The following is an 834-nucleotide window of genomic DNA, read 5'->3' as shown; positions in this document are numbered from 1 at the left end:
GGAGCCAAGCGAGACGTAGTAAAGGCGACTACTTGACTCGCGACGGGCCATTCAGGTTTTAACCATGTTGTAGGTAAGTCGCAAGGGCTCATTGTTCGCTTAGCACCGCTAGTAAGTTTTGCATATCTTCAGGTAAATCGACTTCCCAGCTCATCTCCTCACCAGTTTGAGGGTGAATGAGGGTTAATTTTTTAGCATGCAATGCTTGTCGTTCAAATTGCCTAAGTTTATTTTTTACTTCATCGCTTGCACCGGCTGGAAGTTTCATTCTTCCTGCATAGGTGGTGTCCCCTATAAGCGGGTGTTTAATATGTGCCATATGGACGCGAATTTGATGGGTTCGTCCAGTTTCTAATTTAACGCGTATGTGAGTGTGAGCGAGAAAGCGTTCTAAAACGCGATAGTGAGTCACCGCATGTTTGCCGAACTGGTTGACGGCCATCTTTTTGCGGTTTTTAGGGCTGCGTGCAATAGGCTCGTTGATGGTTCCGCCGCCCGTCATGACTCCTGCAGCGATAGCTTCGTATTCTCTGCCCATTTCGCGACTTTGAAGTTGTTCAACAATATGGGCGTGAGCTGTTAGTGTTTTAGCGACCACCATTAAACCGGTCGTGTCTTTATCCAGGCGGTGAACGATACCGGCCCTGGGAACGGCTTTGATATCAGGAAAGTGATGCAGCAAGGCGTTAACTAAAGTGCCTGAGTGGTTACCGGCGGCGGGGTGAACTACCATTCCAGCTGGTTTGTTGATGATCAGAATGTCTTCATCTTGATAAACGATATCAAGCGGGATGTCTTCAGCAAGCCACTCTCCCTGACTTTCAAGCTCGGCTT

General features: G+C 48.1%; 1 protein-coding gene. It reads right to left on the bottom strand.

Going from position 1 to position 834, the window contains the following annotated elements; genetic code table 11:
- Nucleotides 1-88: 88 nt before the first annotated feature.
- A partial coding sequence (gene rluD, locus A3756_RS23680; protein ID WP_068554850.1) for a 23S rRNA pseudouridine(1911/1915/1917) synthase RluD occupies nucleotides 89-834 on the bottom strand: 746 nt, incomplete at its 5' end.

The organism is Oleiphilus sp. HI0086, from assembly GCF_001635225.1.
This window is presented reverse-complemented; position numbering and strand designations above follow the sequence as displayed.